We start from the raw sequence: 15940 nt of genomic DNA, 5'->3' as shown, positions 1-15940 counted from the left end.
GTGGGTGAAGCCATAGTTGTTACTTCAGGAAAAGGCGGAGTGGGCAAGACGACTACTTCTGCCAATGTTGGTACAGCATTAGCTCTACAAGGCAAAAAAGTGTGTTTGATCGATACCGATATCGGCCTCAGGAATCTTGATGTGGTCATGGGCCTTGAAAATCGGATCATCTATGATCTGGTGGATGTGGTGGAAGGCCGCTGCAAAGTCCATCAGGCACTTGTGAAGGATAAACGCTTCGAAGATAAACTGTATCTTTTACCTGCTGCGCAGACAAGCGATAAATCGGCTGTCAATCCGGATCAGATGAAGAAACTGATCCAGGATCTGAAGCAGGACTATGATTATATCATCATCGACTGCCCTGCCGGAATCGAGCAGGGATATAAAAACGCCGTGGCCGGTGCCGACCGTGCCATCGTCGTCACGACGCCGGAGATTTCCGCGGTCCGGGATGCCGACCGCATCATCGGCCTTCTTGAACAGGAAGAAATCGAGCCTCCGAAGCTTGTGATCAACCGGATCCGGAATCATATGATGAAAAGCGGGGAAATGCTCGACGTCAATGAGATCACGACCCATCTTTCCATCGATTTGATCGGAATCGTAGCGGATGATGAGAATGTGATCCGGTCTTCGAATAAAGGAGAGCCGATCGCCCTCGATTCGACGAGCAAGGCATCCATTTCGTATCGCAATATTGCAAGAAGGATCCTTGGTGAGTCCGTCCCCCTTCAATCCCTTGAAGAGGACAAACCGGGCGTCTTTACAAAAATCAAACGTTTATTCGGCGTAAAAGCCTGACGAAACCCGTGCCTGGATGCACGGGTTTTTCTTATGCGCTTTTGTGCTCCCCGGTCATAATCATTTCGGACAAGTCATACATTGAAAGCAAGACAAGGTGCAGGGGAATCCCCATGCAGCCAAAGAAAAGGATGGATGATGATGGGCAATCGAGCCGATGAAATCAGGAAGCGGATCGCCAGGCGAAAAAAAATGAATGACGGGGCGTCCCGGGAGTACCCGGTTGTCCCACTGGTTGGGGATGAAGAGAAATATGGGGTCGGTCAATCCTCTTTCGAAGGGGGACCGCCATCCGAAGGCCATCCCCTCTTTAAGAAAGAAACCTTTTTGTTGAAGGTCCTCGCTTCCGGGGTCATGGTCCTCCTGACGGCGATCATGTTCAAGAGTCCGAGCCCTGCCTTGGAAGAGGCGAGGGCGGTGGTGCATAAGACGATGGAGAACGACTTCCAATTCGCCGCGGTCTCGACGTGGTACGAGGACCAGTTCGGCAAACCCCTGGCCCTGCTTCCTGATTCGGGGAAACAGGAGGCGAAGGAAGAGACAGCGTTATCCATGCCCGCCACGGGTAAGGTGGTGGAGAATTTCAAGACGAACGGACAGGGGATCATGCTTGAAACAGGTCTCGGAGAAGAGGTCGGGGCCATGAAGGGGGGACTCGTCATCTTCGCAGGGAAAAAGGATGACCTCGGCAATACGGTCGTCATCCAGCATGCGGATCAATCAGAGTCATGGTACGGGCATCTTGAAGCCATCGACGTGAAGCAATATGAAAAGGTGGAAAAAGGGGGAGCCGTCGGGAAGGTATCGGCAGCAGAAGATGAGGCATCGGGGGAATTTTATTTCGCCATCAAGATGGGGGAGGAATTCGTCGATCCGGTCCAGGTGATTTCCTTTGACTAATCTTTTGGCCATGCTCCGAAAATTTTATATCCATCCCCTCCTTTGGGTCGTCATCGCTGTGGCCGTCATGACGGCCCATTTCACGGAGCTGATCATGCTCCTGGGCATCATCATCATCCATGAGCTCGGGCACGCCTGCATGGCCCACTATTTTTCATGGAGGGTCAGGAGGATCGCCCTTTTGCCCTTTGGGGGCGTCGCTGAAGTGGATGAACATGGGAACCGGTCACTCGATGAGGAGTTCTGGGTCGTGGCAGCGGGTCCCCTCCAGCATGTGTGGCTGATCGGTGCAGGGTGGGGGCTCGCCCAACTCGGCATTATCGCTCCCGGAACATTCCTGTTATTCCTGCATCTGAATCTGGCCGTCCTCCTGTTCAATCTCCTGCCGATCTGGCCCCTCGACGGAGGGAAGCTCATATCCCTTCTCCTGGCCATGAAGTGGAACTATCTGAAGGCGTACGAATACACGCTCCTTCTGTCGTTCGGGCTCCTTCTGTGCTTTCATGCCTTCGTCCTCCTGGCATCACCGGCGAATCTGAACCTCTGGGTGATCCTCACCTTCCTCTACTTCTCCTTATGGAAGGACTGGAAGCAGAGGCGGTACGTTTTCATGAAATTCCTGATGGAACGGTACTACGGCGATCATCGTCAGTTTTTAGAGCTGAAGCCACTTCCTGTCGACAGCGAGTCTTCTGTCCTCGAGGTCGTGGAGCGCTTCCACAGGGGGGTCAAGCATCCCCTTGTTGTCATGAAGGATGGCCAGGAAGTGGGGAAGCTGGATGAGAATGAGCTCCTCCACGCGTTCTTCGCTGAAAAAATGACTTCGGCCAAAACAAAGGATCTTCTCTATCTTTATTGACTGTTAAAGGTGGAGAAGGGTAAAGTAAAGACATATGCCGGGAAGGGGCTGCCCCTTCCCGATTCTTTATGATAAGGGGGGATCAGCAGTGGACGAAATCATCATCCAGGCAAAAACGAGAGAAAAGCGCTGGGTATCCAAAACAGATGGAGCCGTCAGGGGGCTGCGCGTGTACCGGCCCGTCGGTGACACGCTTACCGGGAATATCTATGTCGGCAGGGTCGTCCGGATCCATAAAGGGCTTGATGCCGCGTTTGTCGATATCGGTGAGGGCAAGAACGGTTACCTGCATGCAAAGGACTGTCCTGCCAATATCAAAGCCTTTCATGGAGGTGACGACGCCCTGCCCATCAATCAAGCCGTGCATGAAGGGGAGAAACTACTCGTGCAGGTGACGAAAGATCCCACGGGGTCAAAAGGAGCCAAGCTCAGCGCCGTGATCGAGATGAAGGGGGAATTACTCGTCTATATGCCGAGAGGGGTCTACGTGGCGGCCTCCAAGAAGCTCGATGAAAAAGAGCGCCATCACCTCAAAGCCGTGGCTCACCGCTGGAAGCTCCCTGAGGAAGGGATCGTGCTCAGGACAAGCAGTGCGGGAATACCCGAAGAGGCGATCAAGGAAGAAATCGTGCGCTTAAGGCAAAAGGCAGAGGAACTCGGGAAGCGTGCGCTTAAAGGAAAGGCCCCGCTGCTTCTTGAGAATCAGGATGCCCTGAAGGAAGACCTTGTGGAACATATGAAAAGAGGAGAGGGACGGATCCTCGTGGATGATTACGCCTTCTCCAATGAGCTTCAAAGCCTCGCTACCCGCTATGAAGGCTGGGACATACAGTTCGATCAGGGACATGACGATATCTTTAGCAGGCACGGCGTCGACAGCGCCTGGGACAGGGCTTTGAAGAAAGTAGTCTGGCTGAAGAACGGCGCCTATCTCGTGATCGAGACGACAGAGGCGATGACGGTGGTGGACGTGAATTCAGGGAAATTCACGGGGCGTGCCACCCTTGAACAGACAACTCTTGAAACCAATATCCTTGCAGCGGAAGAAACGGCCCATCAGCTCGCGTTGAGGAATATCGGAGGGATGATCCTCATCGACTTCATCGGCATGAAGGGGGACGGCGACCGAGAGCAAGTGGAAGAGGCATTCCGGGCGGCCCTCGGCTCTGATCGCCAGCGGACGAAGGTGGAGGGCTTCACGAAGCTCGGCATCCTGGAGGTGACGAGGAAGCGGGCGCGTCAGGCCCTCGAGGAGTATCTGACCGAGCCGTGTCATGCCTGCGGGGGAACCGGACGCACCGAAAGTCCCGAGAGCCTCGCCTTCAGCCTTGAACGGGAAATCTGGGATCTGGACCACCCGGCCCGCGTTTCCGTCGAAGGGACCCCTGATGTACGAGCGGCGTTTTCCGGACCCGGCGGGCGACATATCGACAAGCTCGAGGCCCGTCTCGGGGTGAAGGTGGACTGGCTTGAGACCCAGGCAGTGAATCCATTCTATCGAATCACAAAGATCCAGTGATTTTCTCTCATTGTGTTGACATCCATCGCAGAAATGTGATAGGATTCTACTGTTATTGATTGTAGCACCCGTGCTACAACCGCTCATAACAGGTCTTGAAGTACGGGCGACCGTCACCTGTGATTGGCGAGTCTGAGTCTATTAAGGAGGTGCGATTATGTACGCAATTATCGAAACAGGTGGTAAGCAAATCCGTGTAACGGAAGGTCAAGAGATCTTCATCGAAAAGCTAAGCGCTGAGCAAGGTGATACGGTTACGTTTGACAAAGTTCTTTTCGTTGGTGGCGACGATGTGAAAGTAGGAAGCCCATTGGTGGCTGGTGCTACTGTAACAGCGAAGGTTGAAAAACAAGGCCGCGCGAAGAAGCTTGTAGTATTCAAATACAAAGCGAAAAAGAACTACCGTCGTAAGCAAGGTCACCGTCAACCTTACACTAAAGTTGTCATCGACACAATTAACGCGTAAGGCGTGATCCTATGATCAACATTCGGGTAGAAAAAACCAAGGGAAGGATTCGTTCTTTCTCCATGGATGGTCATGCGAATTTCGATGAGTATGGTCAGGATATTGTTTGTGCCGGAGCTTCTGCCGTTTCATTCGGAAGCGTCAATGCCATCATGGCGTTGACGGGGATTGAACCTTACATCGAGCAAAACGATGGGGGACATTTCGTCTGTGTCATCCCTGATGACCTGCCGGAAGAGACTGACAGGAACGTCCAGCTGCTATTAGATGGCATGGTGGTAAGCCTGCAGACGATTGAAACTACTTACAGTGATTTTATTAAAATAACCTTCAAAAAGTAGGAGGTGGAACAGATGTTAAGATTAGATCTTCAATTTTTCGCGTCTAAGAAAGGGGTAGGTTCGACTAAAAACGGTCGTGACTCTATCTCAAAGCGTCTTGGTGCTAAGCGTGCAGACGGTCAAATGGTAAGTGGTGGATCAATCCTATACCGTCAACGCGGTACTAAGATTTATCCAGGACTAAACGTAGGCCGTGGTGGTGACGATACACTTTTCGCTAAAACTGACGGTGTTGTTCGTTTCGAACGCATGGGACGTGACAAGAAAAAAGTGAGCGTATACCCTGTTGCGAATGAAGCTTAATCGCATATCTTTAACGAAAACTCTAACCGACTTTCGGTTAGAGTTTTATTTATGTGCGAATTTCATAAACGATATACGGAGGGGTCTTATCTTTGTTATACTAACAGATAAGCACTTAGTATAGGAGTTAGATTATGAGCCGAAAATGGGATGTCGTCGAGGTACTGCGGCATGCACGCCACGACTGGATGAATGATTTGCAACTGATCAAGGGGAATCTCGATCTCGATCGGATCGACCGGGCAAAACAAGTCATCGAAGAAATGGTCCTCGCAGCACAAAACGAATCTAAGCTATCGAATTTGAAACTTCCATTACTGACAGAATGGATCTTAACATATAATTGGTCCGGGTCGATGATCAAGCTGGATTTCGAAATACTCGATTGCACCGCTGATCATGGACTTGACGATCAAGGATTGGTTTCCTGGTGCACTCGCTTTGTGGACGAGCTGGTACAGTGTGTCAGCGGCAATGGTGAAAACCAATTGTCAATCCTGCTGCACATCACCAAGGATGCCCCCCGTTTTATATTCGATTTCACAGGTATACTAAGTCATGCAGGCGCCATGAAGGAATGGCTGGAGAATGAGCGCCGAAATGGCACGAACATCAGCATTGAACAAATCGAAGAAGAAGTTCTCGTTTTTCATGTTGCATTATAAGGGCATGAGAGCGTAAGGAGTGAAGAAAAAATGTTTGTCGATCAGGTCAAGATATACACAAAAGGCGGAGATGGAGGTAACGGAATGGTTGCTTTCCGCCGTGAGAAATATGTACCAAAAGGTGGACCGGCTGGTGGAGACGGAGGACACGGTGCGAACGTCGTGTTCGAAGTGGATGAAGGTCTGCGCACGTTGATGGACTTCCGCTACCAACGCCACTTCAAGGCACCGAGGGGCGAGCACGGCATGAGCAAGAACCAGCATGGCCGGAACGCAGAGGATATGATCGTAAAGGTTCCGCCTGGTACCGTCGTCAAGGATGATGACACCGGTGAAACGATCGCCGACCTGCTGGAACACGGTCAGCGCGCCGTGATCACAAAAGGCGGCCGCGGTGGCAGAGGGAATACGCGATTCGCGACTCCTGCCAACCCGGCTCCGGAGCTGTCTGAGAAAGGGGAACCCGGTCAGGAGCGCTATATCGTCATGGAGCTCAAACTCCTCGCCGATGTGGGCCTCGTCGGATTCCCGAGCGTCGGAAAATCGACGTTGCTTTCCGTTGTATCGGCAGCGAAACCGAAGATTGCTTCCTATCATTTCACGACGATCGTACCGAACCTCGGTATGGTTGAAACAGGCGATGGAAGGACGTTCGTCATGGCCGACCTTCCGGGACTGATCGAAGGCGCCCATGAAGGCGTGGGACTCGGACATCAGTTCCTCCGCCATATCGAGCGGACGCGTGTCATCGTTCACGTCATCGACATGAGCGGGATGGAAGGAAGAGATCCATACGACGATTACGTGACGATCAATGAAGAGTTGAAGCAGTACAATCTCAGATTGACTGAGCGCCCTCAGATCATCGTAGCCAATAAAATGGATATGCCGGAAGCCGAAGAGAATCTGAAGGCGTTCAAGGAACGTTTGGACGATGAATATCCGGTCTTCCCGATTTCCGCCTTCACTCAACAGGGGCTAAAGGAACTTCTATTCGCCGTTGCGGATAAGCTCGAGACAACAGCAGAGTTCCCGCTTCAGGTCGAAGAAGAGGAAACAGGCATCCACCGCGTGATGTACAAGCACGAAGAAGAAGAGAAAGAGTTCGAGATCACACGCGACCCGGATGGTGTATTCGTCGTGAGCGGTGCGAAGATCGAACGTCTCTTCAAGATGACCGACTTCACAAGGGAAGACTCGACAAGACGTTTCGCCCGTCAGCTCCGTTCATACGGTGTGGATGAGGCCCTTCGTGAGCGCGGTGCAGAGAACGGTGATACGATCCGACTGATGAAATATGAATTTGAATTCGTTGACTGATCCAGCAGATGTCCCTGTAGGGGACGGCTGGACCTCGGGCTTCCCTTCAGCCGGATAACAGGAGGAATTGTCATTGGGGAAAAAATTTCAAGAAGGCAAATTTTATCTGGTCAGGGAGGATGTCCTTCCTGAAGCGATGAAGAAAACGCTCGATGCCAAGGAACTGATCGAACGGGGAAAAGCTGAATCGGTCTGGGAGGCCGTCCAGCGTGTGGACCTGAGCAGAAGTGCCTTTTATAAGTACAGGGACACGGTTTTCCCGTTCCACACGATCGTGAAGGAACGGATCATCACCTTATTCTTTCAGCTGGAGGATCGTTCAGGGACGCTTTCGCATCTTCTCGGTGAAACGGCCAAGCATGGCTGTAACATCCTGACGATCCACCAGACGATTCCGCTTCAGGGCAGGGCCAATGTGACCCTTTCCCTGAATGTGACGGATCTGTCCATCGGCCTCGAGGATTTCCTCGGAAAGCTGCGCCGGCTTGAATTTGTCGAAAAAGTAGAAGTGTTGGGCTCAGGAGCCTGACACTTCTTTTTTTATCCCACCATAAAAAACGATGGTGTAACGATTTCTATCTTACCGACCATAAAAGAATGGGAAAAGAGCTTGAGTACCAAAGAGATTGGAAAGAAAGCGATTTCAGTCATGTTTCGATCGATCGGCCCCCTTTCTCTTTCTGCAGGAACATGATAGAATGTTCAATAAATTTAAGGCTCATACATGGGCCATCTACCGGTGAGAGGAAGAGTTCAGTGAAAATCGCATATTTAGGCCCTCAGTCATCATTCACAGATCTTGCTGTGAAGAAGGCATTCCCAGAAGAAGAAACCATCCCGTTCACCACGATCCCCGACTGCATTGAAGCGGTCATGGATGGGGAAGTGGATTATGCAGTCGTCCCATTGGAAAATGCATTGGAAGGATCCGTACATATTACCGTCGATTACCTGTTCCATGAGGCCGACTTGGCCATCGTTGCGGAGCTGACATCGGCGATTCAGCAGCATCTCATGGTCCATCCTGATTGGAAGGATCAGCACGGGCAACCCGAGAAGATCTTGTCCCATCCCCATGCCCTTGCACAGTGTCACAAGTTCCTGCGCGGAACCTATAAGGGAGTGCCCCTTGAGCAGTCCACATCGACTTCAGCCGGTGCAAAGTTTGTCAGTGAGCACCCTGAATCCTTCCTGGCAGCGATCGGGAATGAGCTCGCCGCCGAGCACTATGGCCTCGCGATCCTGCACGATCATATCCATGATGTGACCTATAACCATACCCGCTTCATCGTCCTTCATAAGAAGCACAGGGAGGTTTCAATCCCCCATGAAACCAGTCTGCATAAGACGACCCTGATGGTGACCCTGCCAAAAGACCGTTCAGGTGCCCTCCACCAGGTGCTTTCTGCATTTGCTTGGAGGCAGCTGAATCTGAGCAAGATTGAATCGCGTCCCTTGAAAACGGGGCTTGGCGACTACTTCTTCCTCATCGATGTGGATCATGAGCTGGATGACGTCCTCCTTCCTGGTGCCATCAATGAGATGGAGGCCCTTGGCTGCACCGTGAAGCTGGTCGGACATTATCCGTCGTTCATGCTCTCATGATAAAAAAGGATCACAAAAAGCCCCTGATGCACATGCATCAGGGGCTTTTTCTGTTCGGCTCATTATAAAGAATGGATCAGGAAGCCGGCCCTTTCCAAGGCGTTTTCTGCTTCTGAAAGTGCTTCTTTGGAGGTTGCTGAAAGGGTATGAAGATGGACGCCATCGGTCAATTCAGATAGAAATGCAGCATTGGTCGACCTGATCTTGGTTAGGAATTGCTTCACTTCTTTGCGATTGGAAACCATGATGGAGGCGGTAAGGTCCCCGTACACCCCATGCTCGATCTTCACGTCCTTTACGGTGACACCATGATCGACCAGGAGGTTCAGCTCTTCTTCAGCCCGGTCGGGTGTGTGCTGGCATGCGACCGTCTTTTCATGGTGGGCTCCTTCATTGGGATTTAAGTAAAGATACCCCTGACTCGTGGCGATGATCGGTTCGCCCTTTGCCTTCAGGAGTGTGATGTCGCTGACGATGACCTGGCGGCTGACCCTGCTTTCCTTTGCAAGATCCCCTCCCGTGATGGGGATGCCCCTGCTTTTGAGCGTGTGGAGAAGCCAATCCCTCCGCTCGTCTCCTAATAATTTTTTTTCTGACAACGTAATCTCCCCGAGTAATTGATAAGAAAATCATATCACACCCCCGCTTGAAATGGACAGCCTGACTTCGGCCAAGGTGTCTGTTAGCCGGTCGATTTTCTCCAGTGTCGTGGAGGGACCGAACGATATCCGGATGAACTCCTTTCCATCCCGCTCCGTTGCACCCATGCTCTTCAGCGTGATGGGCATGCCTTGCATTCCCGACTGACAGGCACTTCCCGTGGAGATGGCCATACCCCGACGGTTGCATTCAAGCATGAGCCACTGCCCCTCAATGCCTTCGATGGCAAGTCCAATCACCTGGGGTAGCTGTTGACCGGGTGGCCCTTCAAAGACGCGATATCCGTTCCCCAGCTTCCGATCAAGGGAGGAGAAAAAGGAATCCCTTAGCATCTGATAATGATCCGGCATCGGGACGGCTCTTTCTGCAGCAGCCGTAAAAGCGGTGATGCCCGGCAGGTCAGGGGTGCCTGAGATCCGATGTGCAGGGATGAGCGCAATCGAGGGATTGATATAGAGGGCACCCATCCCCTTCGGACCGTGGATTTTATGGGATGATAGCGTAAAACTGTCTGCATGACGGACGGCTTCTTCAACAGACCACTTCCCGAACGATTGAACGAGATCCGAGTGAAGCAGGGCCGCACTTCCACGGAGGCTTTCCCTGATTTCTCCCAAGGGCTGGATGGCACCGATCTCTCCGTTGCAGTGGGCGATGCTGACTAGGATGGTCTCCTCCCTGATGGCCGACTTCAGCTGTCGGAGATTGAGAAGTCCGTTCTCCTCATAAGGGATCGCGGTGATCTGGAATCCTGCTGACTCCAGTTGCCCAGCGGCAGTATGGAGGGAGGCGTGCTCTGCTCCACCGATGATGATATGGGTGCCCAGATGCTTTCTGCCGTGAGCAAGGGCATGGAGGGCCGCAGCATTCCCTGCGCTGCCCCCTGATGTGAAGGTCAAGCCTTCAGCAGGCACCCCGAGGAGCGTGGCAAGGGCGTCTGTGCACCTGTCGAGAAGCTCTTTGGCCGCCCCGCCTGTATCATGAAGGCTGTTTGGGTTCCCCCAGAAGTGCTCGGCGACCTCTCGGTAAATGTCCAGGATGTGTGGATCCATGGGGGTGGTTGAGGCGTAGTCGAAATAATCCATGATGGCATCTTCCTTTATCGAATAGTCTGACAAAACGATTTGCTAGAAAAAACTCTTGTTATTAGTTTAATAATGTGTAAATATATGTGTCAAGACACCTGTAAGGTAAAACAGGAGGATTCTCTATGGGAAAAGCGGACGTATTGATCATAGGCAGCGGGGTGGCCGCATTACAGCTTGCAAGGAATATTCAAGATCACATGAATGTGAGGATTATCACAAAGTCACGGTTGAAGGCGTCCAACTCCTATCTGGCACAAGGAGGGATTGCTGCCGCCATTGCCCCGGATGATTCCCCCGGGCTGCATACGAGGGACACACTCTCAGCTGGAGAAGCCCTCCAGGATGAGGGGAGGGTCATGTCTTTCGTCGAGGACGGAAAGCGCGCTGTGGAAGCACTGCTCTCAGATGGCATGCCCTTCGACTATGGAGCAGGGGGCTTGAAACTCGGTATGGAAGGGGCACACAGCACCAAGAGGATCGTGCACAGCGGTGGAGATCAGACGGGAAGGTTCCTGATCGAATTCTTGCATTCGTCCCTTTCTGAAAACGTGAAGATCATTGAAGGCGAAATGGCCTATCAGCTTCTAAAGGATGGTAAAGGAAGGATCGGCGGCGTGAGGACAAAGGATGAAGCAGGAGTGATCCGTACCTACACCGGCGATCACATCGTTCTGGCAAGCGGTGGGGCAGGTGGGATTTATGAGTCCACATCCAATCATCCATCGGTCACCGGAACGGGAATTGCCATGGCTTTTTTGGCTGGGGCTGTCGTGAGCGATATGGAATTCATTCAGTTCCACCCGACCCTTATGATCTCCAGGGGGAGGACAACAGGGCTCATCTCGGAAGCCGTGAGAGGGGAAGGAGGAGTGCTCATAAGGGAAGATGGAAGTGCCCTTATGGAATCGATCCACCCTATGAGGGACCTTGCCCCGCGACATGTGGTGGCAGAAGCGATCTACAGGGAAAGGGCCTTAGGAGGAGATGTGTATCTCGACATTACGGGGATACGGGATTTTTCAACGCGGTTCCCATCAATCACAGAGCAGTGTGAGAGAGAAGGATATCCGATTGAAGCGGGGAGGATCCCTGTGGCACCGGGATGCCATTTCATCATGGGCGGAGTCCTGGTGGATGACGTCGGACGAACGAATCTGGATGGTCTATATGCGATCGGGGAAGCTGCGTGCAGCGGGGTCCACGGGGCGAACCGTCTAGCCAGCAATTCCCTCCTGGAGGGGATTGTATATGGACAGAGGCTTGCTGACCATTTAAAACAGGCGCTCCCTTCCAAGGCCATGCCCCTCGTAGGTGCACAGACCTCATCCCCACCCGAACATCTTCCTGAACGCAACAGGTTGAAGAAAATGATGATGGAAGAAGCCGGGATCATCCGGTCGGAGGAGGGACTGAACCGGTTATTGACATGGCTGGATGGATTCGGTCTCACCTATGAATGCAAGATGGACGATCTGGACGTTGAGGATATGGAAGATTACTTGATCTGGGTCGTGTCACGCCTCATCGGGACTGCTTCGCTTTTTCGGGAAGAGAGCCGGGGAGGCCACATCAGGAGGGATCATCCTCAGAAGCGTCCTGAATGGGATAAAAAAAACATCCACATGAAAATACAAACGGGAAGGTTGAAGGTGTCCGTCTATGAATCACTTGAAACTAAGATCCATGCTTGAGGAATTTTACCGGGAGGACCTGGGGGAAGGAGACCTATCTTCAGAGACGCTCTTTCACTCACAGCATGGGGTGATCACGCTTATAGCCAAACAGCCCGGTGTTTTTTGCGGAGAGGAAGTTGCACGTACCGCATACGCGATGTTCGATCCATCCATTGAAGTCGATCTTCTTGTGAAGGATGGAGAGACCGTCAGTGAGGGACAGCAACTTGGAACCGTGAAGGGAAGGATGAAAGATCTTCTTCAGGGGGAAAGGGTTGTCCTCAACCTCATTCAACGCATGAGCGGGATCGCGAAGGAAACGGCAGAAGCCGTGAGGGCCATCGAAGGAAGCGGTGCGAGGATCTGTGACACCAGGAAGACGACTCCCGGCCTCCGCATGCTCGAGAAGTATGCCGTCAGGGTCGGGGGAGGGTATAATCACCGGTTTGGGCTGTACGATGCCGTGATGCTGAAAGATAATCATATCGCTTTTGCCGGTTCCATCACCAAGGCTGTGGAGACCATTCGGGGTGCTACGGGCCATATGGTGAAGATCGAAGTGGAGATTGAAACGGAAGAGCAGCTCATCGAAGCCGTGGCAAGCCGTGTGGATGTGATTATGTTCGATAATTGCACACCGGCAAAGATCAAGGACTGGATGCGTCACGTCCCCGCCGGGATCATCACGGAAGCATCGGGCGGCATCTCCCGTGAAACGCTCACGGACTACGCATGGACAGGGATCGACTACATTTCACTCGGATACTTGACCCACTCGGTGTCAGCCCTCGACATCAGCGCACGGGTGGAACTAAGAAAGGATGAACAATAAGATGGGAATTCTTGATACACTGCATGTTTCTCTGCCACCGTCCATCACCTCCATGACGACGGGTGAAATGGAGGAAAGGGTAAGGGAAATCAAACAAATGATGGGAAGCAGGCTCTTTATCCCTGGTCACCACTATCAAAAGGATGAAGTGATCCAGTTTGCCGATGCCGTTGGTGATTCACTCCAACTGGCGCAGGTTTCAGCTGAGAATAAAGAAGCGGAGTATATCGTCTTCTGCGGGGTCCATTTCATGGCGGAGACAGCCGATATGCTGACCGCACCGGAACAGACCGTCATCCTGCCCGACATGCGGGCAGGATGCTCCATGGCCGACATGGCCGATATCTACCAAACCGAGAAGGCGTGGGAGAAGCTGACGGAAACGTTTGGTGATGGGATCATTCCGTTGACCTATGTGAATTCCACCGCAGCCATCAAAAGCTTTGTAGGAAAGTACGGGGGGGCAACGGTCACCTCATCCAATGCCCATAACATGGTGAAATGGGCGCTAGGGGAAAAAGAAAGGATCCTATTCCTTCCCGATCAGCACCTGGGTAGGAATACGGCTGCCGATCTCGGGATTTCCCTGGATGACATGGCGGTATTCGATCCAGCCACGAATGAGCTTGTCCATGATGGGGATACGGAAAACATCAAAGTCATCCTTTGGAAAGGTCATTGCTCCGTGCATGAGAATTTCACCGTACAGAATATAGAGAACGTGCGCAACAATCATCCGGACATGAAGGTCATCGTCCACCCTGAGTGCAGGAGGGAAGTAGTTGAGCGGTCTGATTATAATGGCAGCACCAAATACATCATCGACATGATTGAACGTGCACCATCAGGGACGTCGTGGGCCATCGGAACAGAAATGAACCTGGTGAAGCGCCTCATTGCGGGACACCCAGACAAACACATTGTATCGTTGAATCCATATATGTGCCCTTGTCTCACCATGAACAGGATCGACCTGCCGCATCTGCTCTGGGCTCTTGAGCGTGTAGTGGCGGAGGATCCGGTCAATGTGATCAGGGTGGACCCTTCCGTCACGACCGAAGCCGTAAAAGCCCTCGAGCGCATGTTGAATCGTGCCTGACCGATCGCCGGGAAATCCCCCCGGCGGTTTTTTTCGTACTGTTCAAATCAGTGGCCGCGGCATAAAAGAATCCGCATAGTCATAAGTTTTTATGTAGATGATTAGCAATTTGCCCATCTTATCATAGGATATATAGACTTATGCCTGAGGAGGGGAATGACGCGTGAAGATCCATATCGTACAAAAAGGTGATACGCTCTGGAAAATCGCCAAAAAATATGGCGTCAATTTCGAAGAATTAAAACACATGAACGCCCAGCTGTCCAACCCGGATATGATCATGCCCGGAATGAAGATCAAAGTCCCTACATCCGGTGGAACCGTAAAAAAAGAGACACAGATCAAGTACGGTTCCAAGGAGGCTCCCAAAAAGGAAATGCCGAAAACAGAGCATCCTTTTAAAGAGCAGAAACCGATGACGATGCCTGCAGAACAGCCCAAGGCTGAAAAGCCGAAAGAAGCACAAAAACCGTTCACGCCAAAAATGCCACAGCCGGTCATCCCGGAGATCGACATCAACAACTATTACATGATGAATATGCAAGTACAGCCGAAGCAGCAACCGATGCAGCAACCGATGCAGCAGCCTGTCCAGCAACCAAAACAACAGCCGATGCAGCAAGTGAAACCGCAAGCAAAACCCCAGCCACAGACACCGCCTAAACCTGCCAATATCCTTCCAAAAGCAACGGAACCAAAAAAAGAAACGCCAAAAACAAATCACAGCGTAAAAGGGGTACAACAGGAAGAAAGCCTGGAAATGCCTCAACCACAACAAGGGGGATTCACTCAGCCTATGTATTATAATCCAAATCAATCAGTTCCTGTTTCACCAGTCATGCCGGGATTCGGTCATGGTGGAAACATGCAGCCGTGGCAGGGTGGCGGAATGGGTCCATGGAATCAAGTCCAGGGAGCCCAGTATCCTCAGATGAATATGCCGATGATGCATCATGGCTACGATGAAGATTCTTCTTCATTCATGCCTTTCATGCCGAATGCCCAGTCACCAATGCAGATGCCAATGCAAATGCCGATGCAGTCACCGATGCAAATGCCAATGCAGTCCCCGATGCAGATGCCAATGCAAATGCCGATGGGCCAGCCTGGGGTAATGGGTGCATCCGATGAAAATCAAATGATGCACCAGGGGATGCCACAACCATGTTATCCAGTATCACCGATGATGCCTGGGCCAGGTTTCTGCGGACCAGGAGGATTCGGGATGCCTGGCCCATGGGGGCAAGATCAGGTGCAAGGCGCCATGATGGATGGACAGATGCCAATGGGTCAACCGGGTGTGATGGGAGCAGAGATGCATCATCAGATGCCGATGGGCCAGCCTGGCGTGATGGGAGCAGAGATGCATCATCAGATGCCGATGGGTCAGCCTGGCGTGATGGGAGCAGAGATGCATCATCAGATGCCGATGGGCCAGCCTGGCGTGATGGGAGCACAGATGCATCATCAGATGCTGATGGGCCAACCGGGTGTGATGGGAGCACAGATGAATCAGCAAATGCCGATGGGTCAACCCGGTGTGATGGGAGCTAGTGATCAGGAGGATTGTGGATGTGGAGGCCCTCAACCACAGGGTCAGCCGCAATGGCAGCAGCAGGCTCCGCAGTGGAATCAACCGATGCCGTATGGAATGCCCCAGCCGCAGGGATTCGGACCGGGAATGATGGGGCAGGGTTTGCCTCAAGGTATGCAAATGGGTGCCCCAAGAGCATTCTCCATGCCGAACTTTTATGACGAAGACAATGAAGGATAGATGGGAGCATGGAGGAGACGACTACACAGTTC

At 52.2% G+C, this 15940-nt stretch carries 17 protein-coding genes and 1 other annotated feature; of the genes, 15 read left to right on the top strand and 2 right to left on the bottom strand.

What is annotated here, in order from left to right; genetic code table 11:
- From minD to pheA, 11 genes are all read left to right on the top strand, one after another.
- The gene (gene minD / locus D5E69_RS15735) at positions 1-804 is read left to right on the top strand and encodes a septum site-determining protein MinD (RefSeq protein ID WP_048006234.1); all 804 of its coding nucleotides are present in this window, start codon (positions 1-3) and stop codon (positions 802-804) included.
- Between the two features lie 141 nt (positions 805-945).
- Positions 946-1704: a M23 family metallopeptidase gene (locus tag D5E69_RS15730; protein WP_048006233.1), complete on the top strand. Its 759-nt coding sequence runs from the start codon at positions 946-948 to the stop codon at positions 1702-1704.
- Positions 1697-2563: a M50 family metallopeptidase gene (locus tag D5E69_RS15725; protein WP_187427081.1), complete on the top strand. Its 867-nt coding sequence runs from the start codon at positions 1697-1699 to the stop codon at positions 2561-2563. Before D5E69_RS15730 ends, D5E69_RS15725 begins: the two co-directional genes overlap by 8 nt.
- 88 nt (positions 2564-2651) lie before the next feature.
- The gene (locus tag D5E69_RS15720; RefSeq protein ID WP_159129899.1) at positions 2652-4082 is read left to right on the top strand and encodes an Rne/Rng family ribonuclease; all 1431 of its coding nucleotides are present in this window, start codon (positions 2652-2654) and stop codon (positions 4080-4082) included.
- A 67-nt stretch (positions 4083-4149) separates the two neighbouring features.
- Positions 4150-4226, top strand: a sequence feature (ribosomal protein L21 leader region).
- A 13-nt stretch (positions 4227-4239) separates the two neighbouring features.
- Positions 4240-4548, top strand: a complete 309-nt coding sequence (gene rplU / locus D5E69_RS15715) for a 50S ribosomal protein L21 (protein WP_048006231.1) — start codon at positions 4240-4242, stop codon at positions 4546-4548.
- Positions 4549-4559: 11 nt separating this feature from the next.
- Complete coding sequence (locus tag D5E69_RS15710) at positions 4560-4889, top strand: ribosomal-processing cysteine protease Prp (protein ID WP_048006230.1); 330 nt, start codon at positions 4560-4562, stop codon at positions 4887-4889.
- Positions 4890-4901: 12 nt separating this feature from the next.
- A complete protein-coding gene (gene rpmA / locus D5E69_RS15705; protein WP_034757227.1) occupies positions 4902-5192 on the top strand; it encodes a 50S ribosomal protein L27 in 291 nt (96 codons plus the stop codon).
- Positions 5193-5326: 134 nt separating this feature from the next.
- The gene (locus tag D5E69_RS15700) at positions 5327-5857 is read left to right on the top strand and encodes a Spo0B C-terminal domain-containing protein (RefSeq protein WP_048006229.1); all 531 of its coding nucleotides are present in this window, start codon (positions 5327-5329) and stop codon (positions 5855-5857) included.
- A 30-nt stretch (positions 5858-5887) separates the two neighbouring features.
- Positions 5888-7177 carry a GTPase ObgE gene (obgE, locus tag D5E69_RS15695; RefSeq protein WP_048014804.1) on the top strand — a complete coding sequence of 430 codons (1290 nt, stop codon included), beginning with the start codon at positions 5888-5890 and terminating at the stop codon, positions 7175-7177.
- 73 nt (positions 7178-7250) lie between these two features.
- On the top strand, positions 7251-7706 hold the full coding sequence (locus D5E69_RS15690; protein ID WP_048006227.1) for an ACT domain-containing protein: 456 nt from the start codon (positions 7251-7253) through the stop codon (positions 7704-7706).
- A 227-nt stretch (positions 7707-7933) separates the two neighbouring features.
- Positions 7934-8782, top strand: a complete 849-nt coding sequence (gene pheA, locus D5E69_RS15685; RefSeq protein ID WP_048012640.1) for a prephenate dehydratase — start codon at positions 7934-7936, stop codon at positions 8780-8782.
- Positions 8783-8844: 62 nt separating this feature from the next.
- On the opposite strand, the gene D5E69_RS15680 is transcribed toward pheA, so the two are convergent.
- Entirely contained in the window at positions 8845-9381 is a 537-nt protein-coding gene (locus D5E69_RS15680; protein ID WP_048006225.1) for a transcription repressor NadR, read from the bottom strand.
- A 30-nt stretch (positions 9382-9411) separates the two neighbouring features.
- Positions 9412-10527, bottom strand: a complete 1116-nt coding sequence (locus tag D5E69_RS15675) for an IscS subfamily cysteine desulfurase (RefSeq protein ID WP_048012639.1) — start codon at positions 10525-10527, stop codon at positions 9412-9414.
- Positions 10528-10652: 125 nt separating this feature from the next.
- Between D5E69_RS15675 and nadB the strand changes: the two genes are divergently transcribed.
- The 4 genes from nadB to safA all read left to right on the top strand — a co-directional run bounded on the left by nadB (position 10653) and on the right by safA (position 15908).
- A complete protein-coding gene (gene nadB / locus D5E69_RS15670) occupies positions 10653-12221 on the top strand; it encodes an L-aspartate oxidase (protein ID WP_048012638.1) in 1569 nt (522 codons plus the stop codon).
- Positions 12190-13035, top strand: coding sequence for a carboxylating nicotinate-nucleotide diphosphorylase (gene nadC, locus D5E69_RS15665; RefSeq protein ID WP_048012637.1), 846 nt, complete (start codon positions 12190-12192; stop codon positions 13033-13035). Before nadB ends, nadC begins: the two co-directional genes overlap by 32 nt.
- A 1-nt stretch (position 13036) precedes the next feature.
- Positions 13037-14134, top strand: a complete 1098-nt coding sequence (gene nadA, locus D5E69_RS15660; RefSeq protein ID WP_048012636.1) for a quinolinate synthase NadA — start codon at positions 13037-13039, stop codon at positions 14132-14134.
- Between the two features lie 163 nt (positions 14135-14297).
- On the top strand, positions 14298-15908 hold the full coding sequence (gene safA, locus D5E69_RS15655) for a SafA/ExsA family spore coat assembly protein (RefSeq protein ID WP_159129898.1): 1611 nt from the start codon (positions 14298-14300) through the stop codon (positions 15906-15908).
- Positions 15909-15940: the final 32 nt, after the last annotated feature.

The sequence above is a fragment of the Rossellomorea marisflavi genome, from assembly GCF_009806575.1.
GTDB lineage: Bacteria > Bacillota > Bacilli > Bacillales > Bacillaceae_B > Rossellomorea > Rossellomorea marisflavi_A.
Note: the sequence above shows the minus strand (reverse complement) of the source record. Positions and strands in the feature narration are given on the sequence as shown.

Excerpts from the sequence above, each read along its gene's own strand:
- D5E69_RS15700 (WP_048006229.1), top strand. The coding sequence starts at position 5,327 with ATGAGCCGAAAATGGGATGTCGTCGAGGTACTGCGGCATGCACGCCAC.
- rpmA (WP_034757227.1), top strand. The coding sequence starts at position 4,902 with ATGTTAAGATTAGATCTTCAATTTTTCGCGTCTAAGAAAGGGGTAGGT.
- D5E69_RS15710 (WP_048006230.1), top strand. The coding sequence starts at position 4,560 with ATGATCAACATTCGGGTAGAAAAAACCAAGGGAAGGATTCGTTCTTTC.
- nadC (WP_048012637.1), top strand. The coding sequence starts at position 12,190 with ATGAATCACTTGAAACTAAGATCCATGCTTGAGGAATTTTACCGGGAG.
- rplU (WP_048006231.1), top strand. The coding sequence starts at position 4,240 with ATGTACGCAATTATCGAAACAGGTGGTAAGCAAATCCGTGTAACGGAA.
- obgE (WP_048014804.1), top strand. The coding sequence starts at position 5,888 with ATGTTTGTCGATCAGGTCAAGATATACACAAAAGGCGGAGATGGAGGT.
- D5E69_RS15675 (WP_048012639.1), bottom strand. The coding sequence starts at position 10,527 with ATGGATTATTTCGACTACGCCTCAACCACCCCCATGGATCCACACATC.
- nadB (WP_048012638.1), top strand. The coding sequence starts at position 10,653 with ATGGGAAAAGCGGACGTATTGATCATAGGCAGCGGGGTGGCCGCATTA.
- D5E69_RS15730 (WP_048006233.1), top strand. The coding sequence starts at position 946 with ATGGGCAATCGAGCCGATGAAATCAGGAAGCGGATCGCCAGGCGAAAA.
- nadA (WP_048012636.1), top strand. The coding sequence starts at position 13,037 with ATGGGAATTCTTGATACACTGCATGTTTCTCTGCCACCGTCCATCACC.